5 protein-coding genes and 1 pseudogene are annotated in these 4,647 nt (G+C 60.4%); 4 read left to right on the top strand and 2 right to left on the bottom strand.

Features of this window, described 5'->3' with window-relative positions:
- Positions 1 to 215: 215 nt before the first annotated feature.
- Positions 216 to 413 (bottom strand): annotated as a pseudogene (locus tag FS320_RS38360) (transposase); the annotation flags it as partial.
- Positions 414 to 448: 35 nt separating this feature from the next.
- On the opposite strand from FS320_RS38360, the gene FS320_RS49995 reads away from it, so the two are divergent.
- The gene (locus tag FS320_RS49995) at positions 449 to 580 is read left to right on the top strand and encodes a hypothetical protein (RefSeq protein ID WP_274597281.1); all 132 of its coding nucleotides are present in this window, start codon (positions 449 to 451) and stop codon (positions 578 to 580) included.
- A gap of 168 nt (positions 581 to 748) precedes the next feature.
- Positions 749 to 1,456 carry a site-specific integrase gene (locus tag FS320_RS38355; protein ID WP_152717536.1) on the top strand — a complete coding sequence of 236 codons (708 nt, stop codon included), beginning with the start codon at positions 749 to 751 and terminating at the stop codon, positions 1,454 to 1,456.
- Positions 1,457 to 1,570: 114 nt separating this feature from the next.
- Here the strand turns inward: FS320_RS38355 and FS320_RS38350 are convergent, their stop codons facing one another.
- On the bottom strand, positions 1,571 to 2,674 hold the full coding sequence (locus FS320_RS38350; RefSeq protein ID WP_152717535.1) for a branched-chain amino acid ABC transporter substrate-binding protein: 1,104 nt from the start codon (positions 2,672 to 2,674) through the stop codon (positions 1,571 to 1,573).
- 446 nt (positions 2,675 to 3,120) lie between these two features.
- Here FS320_RS38350 and FS320_RS38345 point away from each other — a divergent pair, with 446 nt between their 5' ends.
- Together FS320_RS38345 and FS320_RS38340 are read left to right on the top strand one after the other, a co-directional pair.
- The gene (locus tag FS320_RS38345) at positions 3,121 to 3,705 is read left to right on the top strand and encodes a transposase (RefSeq protein ID WP_152717533.1); all 585 of its coding nucleotides are present in this window, start codon (positions 3,121 to 3,123) and stop codon (positions 3,703 to 3,705) included.
- Between the two features lie 324 nt (positions 3,706 to 4,029).
- Positions 4,030 to 4,560 (top strand): helix-turn-helix domain-containing protein, encoded by a 531-nt coding sequence (locus tag FS320_RS38340; RefSeq protein WP_152717531.1) that lies wholly within the window; start codon positions 4,030 to 4,032, stop codon positions 4,558 to 4,560.
- The last annotated feature ends 87 nt before the right edge of the window (positions 4,561 to 4,647 follow it).

Genomic DNA, 4,647 nt, shown 5'->3' with positions numbered 1-4,647 from the left:
CCATGGACCATGTTTTTTAACGGGGTCATGAGCCACCAATAAGCTAACGGCCGCTCCCCTCCGGCAACAGACTACCAGCAAGCTGTTTCTGACCCCACAGGCGGACCCGATCCGCGACGGTTTTTTAACACATCGCGCTCCATGCGCGTGCGATCGAGTTCACGGCGCAGTCGAGCAATCTCTGCCGCTTGATCGGCTGGAGACGCCATCGGGGCCGAACTGGTCGCAGAACCCTTCGAGCCAGCCCTCGATCGGGGGATACCGCCGTGCCCAACGGTCCGCCAGTTGCGCAGCATAGAGGGAGAGATCCCCAGCTCCGTCGCGACCTGCATGAGGGGCCGACCGCTGCTTGCCAGAAGCGCCACAGCCTCCCGCTTGAATTCCGGTGTGAAGTCTCGCCTCGTCTTCGTCATCAAACACCTTCCCGCTCCACAGGAGCGTATCAGAGGTGTCCATCAATGCGAGGGAGGATCAGTCCTTCACCGACCGGCACATCGCAGCCAAGAACGCCCATGCCACCGCCTCTGCCGAGGCTGCGGCGATCGTTGAGGTCTCCGCAGCCCCGGCAGAGGCTCCGTAGAGCCCTGTGACATTTCTACTTTGCCAAAACCTGAGACATTTCAAAGCGGTTGCAACACCTCTAGGTCGCTTGGTCATGTCAACGATGTGATCGACCTACCCCTTTGAGGGCTTGGCGCCGGTCCCTGACAGTCGTACCATCAGGTGTCACCGACGCGGATGACGGCCCATGCACCTGCAGCGCATCGTCCTCCCGAGCGGCCATGTGACCTGGACCGCTTATGACGGTGACGCCATCGTCACCGAGATCCGCGAGTTCGTCGTCTACCTGGAGGCGCGCCATCACGCCCCGAGCACTGTCGCGCATTACGCCCGGCACGTGGTCCGGCTCGGCAACTATCTCGCCGCCATGGGCAAGAGCTTCCGAGAGATCACCCCCTTGGACCTCGACCGCTTCATTCCCGCGGTGATCCGCCATGGCCCGATCCTGGATCTGAAGACCGCCCTGAACATCATCCCGCTGCGCCCGGAGCCGGTGGACGTTTCCGCCAGCCTGCACAACCAGATCCTGTTTGCGATCAAAGCCTTCTACACGTTTCTGGACAGGCGTCACGCCGCGCTGATCTTTGACGCCGGCGAGCGGCCGCGCACGGATCATCCCGACGCCTACAAGCCTTTCCTGGCCCATCTCATGCAGCGGAAGGCGCGGCGCCACACCGAAAGCCGGTTGGACCACAAGGCCAAGGCGGCCTCCGCCAAACGAGCCGTCGTCCACCGGCTGACACCGGAGCAGGTCCTGAAGATCATTGAGGCGGCCAGCCTCATGCGCGATGCCTTCCTGGTCGTACTCCTGTACACGACCGGCATCCGGATCGGCGAGGCGCGGGGCCTGCTGCACGAGGACTTCCGGAAATTTGCGACGCATCCCTGGAAATAGCCCTGGCACAGCTGAAATGATGTCCCCAGACCTTAGCCAAGTGTACTCCCCAATCGCCCCAGCGCACCTGGTCCCAGAAGCGTTCCGCCACCAAGCCGCTAGCCGAAATCGAGTTCAGATGCCAGGAGCGTAGTCTGTCTTTCCACCCTTCCACTGATAGACCACAAAGCCGGGTTGCTTGTTGTCGCCTTTGGCATCAAAACCCATGGGACCGGCTACCGTCGAAGCCGTGTTTGCCGTTATCGCTTTAGCGACGGCAGGACCATCTACCTGGCCGACCCTCTTGAGTGCATCGGCGAAGACTTGAACGGCAGCGTAGGCGTAAAGCACATAGCCTTCAGGCTCGAGGTTCTTGGCGCGCATCTCCTTCAGCACATCGGCTGCCGCCGGGTCTTTACGCGGATCGGAGCCAAACGTGAACAGCGTGCCCTCAGCGGCAGGTCCCGCGATGGAGATGAGTTCCTGGGTCGAGATCGTATCGCCGCCAATGAGCTGGAGCTTGAGCCCCTGGTCGGCTGCTTGGCGCAGGATGAGACCTGCTTCGGCATGATAACCGCCGAAGAACATAACCTCGACGCCGGCCGCCTTCAGGCGAGTGATCAGCGCAGTGTAATCCCTCTCGCCCGGATTGACACCAACCCTGAGCACAATGACCTGCCTGCTCGTATCAAGCTTCCTCTTGACCTCCCCGATCAAACCCATGCCGTAGGGGCTCCTGTCGTGGACAAGTGCGATCTTCTTACCGGAGAGGTTCTTGATCACGTAGTCCGCAGCGCTTGGGCCTTGCTGGTCGTCACGTCCCGTAATGCGGAAGATCGTCTTCAGGCCACGTTCGGTAACCTTGGGATTGCTGGAGACTGTGATGCTCACGACACCGGCTTCGTCGTAGATATCCGACGCTGGAATGGTCGAGCCGGAGCAGAAATGGCCGAAAACCAGCTTGATGTCCTCAGCAACGATCCTGCTGGCCACCGAGACAGCCTGCTTTGGATCGCAGGCGTCATCCATTGTGGCCAACTCCAGCTTTTGACCCAGGACACCACCGGCCTCGTTGATAGCGTCAACGGCGGCCTGTGCACCATTCTTCATCTGGTCACCGAAGGTGGCTGAACTTCCGGTCATCGGGCCAGCCACCGCGATCTTGATCTGGGCGAAGGTCGGGGTTGCCCCGAGCAGAATGACGGTCGAGAGCAGGAGCATCTGAGCGCGCTTGGACATTCTCATTCCTTCAAGTTGATATCGTCTTCGCAACGAGCCCGTGGCACTCAACGGCCATGCAGAGCTTTGTGCCACGCTCCATAGGCATAGAAGCATCCCTTTGGACACTCCTGCCTCGGAGGCGTTAGGCTCTTTGCCGCATCTGCCAAAACTTAGCGTTCACATGCATCAATAAATTGAACGTCGCGTCGGAAAGCATAGCCCGATACCGGTGCACCCGAGGACTGGATGAGCTATGATGGAAATTCGACGGGGCGGTAACAAGTCGATTCATTTCGGGTGCTGAAGCGTCTGTGCTTGAGCACAATTACATTGCGTGACAGGCGGACCGGTGATTTGTTCGAGCGTTGGCCGGAATTGGGCGAGAAGCGGCGCCAACTGCTGATCATTCCTGGGCTGAGGGGTTCCGCCATCATCTTCTTGATGAGATTCCGATCGATGAGTTGTTGCCTCATTTTGATGCCGTCCACAAGATGACGGTCCATGACGGGCATCGATTGCAGGACGCCTTGGACGATCTCGCTGACCGCTCGCTCACGCCAAAGCGGCTGCTGGCCGATTCCCACTATGGCTCGGCTGACAACATGGCCTTGGCCCAAGAGCGGGCCATTGATCTGACGGCTCCGGCCCGTACGGCCAAGGGATGCTCCTCAGGGCGCCTGACCCTGGAGGAGTTCAGCCTTGATGAGGATGGTCTGGTGGTGCGATGCCCAAACGGCATCGCACCGGTCTCGCCCTCTGCTGCGCAGGCGAAACTGCAGGCCCGGTTCGATCTTGCGACATGCCGGCAATGCCCAGACAGGAACCGCTGCCCGGTCCGAGCTGACAGCCATGACGGGCAAATCGCCCGCTTTCAATACACGCCAGCACGGGCAGAAAACCAGAAGCGGCGCCTTTACGAGAGCAGCGACGGATTCCGAGAAATCCATCGTTGGCGCGCCGGGATCGAAGCGACGATGTCACGGCTGAAGTATCAGATGAACCTTGCGAACCTGCGCATCCGGGCATGCCGGCCATGCGCTATACGGTAAATCTTCGCGCCCTCGGCCTGAATATCCGCCGATGTGCCGCGGTTCAGGCCTGAAGCCGAGCTCCGTGACTGAACTTCCAGGACTTGTACGAGAGCGAGGACTGATTTCATTCCGCAGAAATCAGCTCAATCAACGTCGACAAACTACTTGTTACCGCCCCGTCCAGGTTCCGCTATAGCTCTCTCAAATCTCTCAAGACTATGCAAAGGGCGGCGATATGAATGTATGCGAATGCAGGATCTTGAAAGTCGCACTAATTGGTGCATCCGGCAGGTAGAAGGGTATAATGGCAGTCCCCTTCTGACCTGCTGGCGGAGGCGACCCATGGCATCGGTCTTGTTACGGGAGATGACTGCTGCTGAGCATGCGGCAGTGCAAAAGTTGGCTCACTCCCATACGGCTCCGGCCCAACGCGTGCAGCGTGCGCAAATCATCTGGCGCGCCAGTCGCGGCGAGAGCGCCTCGGCGATTGCCGCCCGGGTTGGTCTTGATGGCGAGACCGTGCGCAAGCGCATCCGCCGCTTCAATGCAGAGGGCTTGGAAGCGCTCAAGGACCGCCACCGCTCAGGCCGCCGGCCGACCTATACGCCTGAGCAAACCGCTACCGTGATCGCCACGGCGCTCACGAAGCCAGAGGCCCTCGGGCTGCCGTTTGCCGCCTGGACCCTGGATCGGCTGGCCGCCTATCTGCATGAGGCCAAGGGCATCGCGATGCAGCGCAGCCGGATCGACGAGATCCTGCTCCACGAAGGCCTGCGCTGGCGCAAGCACGAGACCTGGTTCGGTGAGCGGGTGGATCCGGCGTTCGCCGAAAAAAGATCTCATGGGCCAGTGAGCGCCGGATTGGTGAGGTAAGGCGGTCACCTCACCCCGGAGGCCGCTCATGCTCTACTCGCCCTCAGCAGACGCTTCATTCTCGCACAGCACCCACACGATCTATCT

This window comes from Microvirga tunisiensis (assembly GCF_009296175.1).
In the GTDB taxonomy this organism is placed as follows: domain Bacteria; phylum Pseudomonadota; class Alphaproteobacteria; order Rhizobiales; family Beijerinckiaceae; genus Microvirga; species Microvirga tunisiensis.
Note: the sequence above shows the minus strand (reverse complement) of the source record. Positions and strands in the feature narration are given on the sequence as shown.

Coding starts and splice junctions, on each gene's coding strand:
- FS320_RS38355 (WP_152717536.1), top strand. CDS start 749: ATGCACCTGCAGCGCATCGTCCTCCCGAGCGGCCATGTGACCTGGACC.
- FS320_RS38350 (WP_152717535.1), bottom strand. CDS start 2,674: ATGTCCAAGCGCGCTCAGATGCTCCTGCTCTCGACCGTCATTCTGCTC.
- FS320_RS38340 (WP_152717531.1), top strand. CDS start 4,030: ATGGCATCGGTCTTGTTACGGGAGATGACTGCTGCTGAGCATGCGGCA.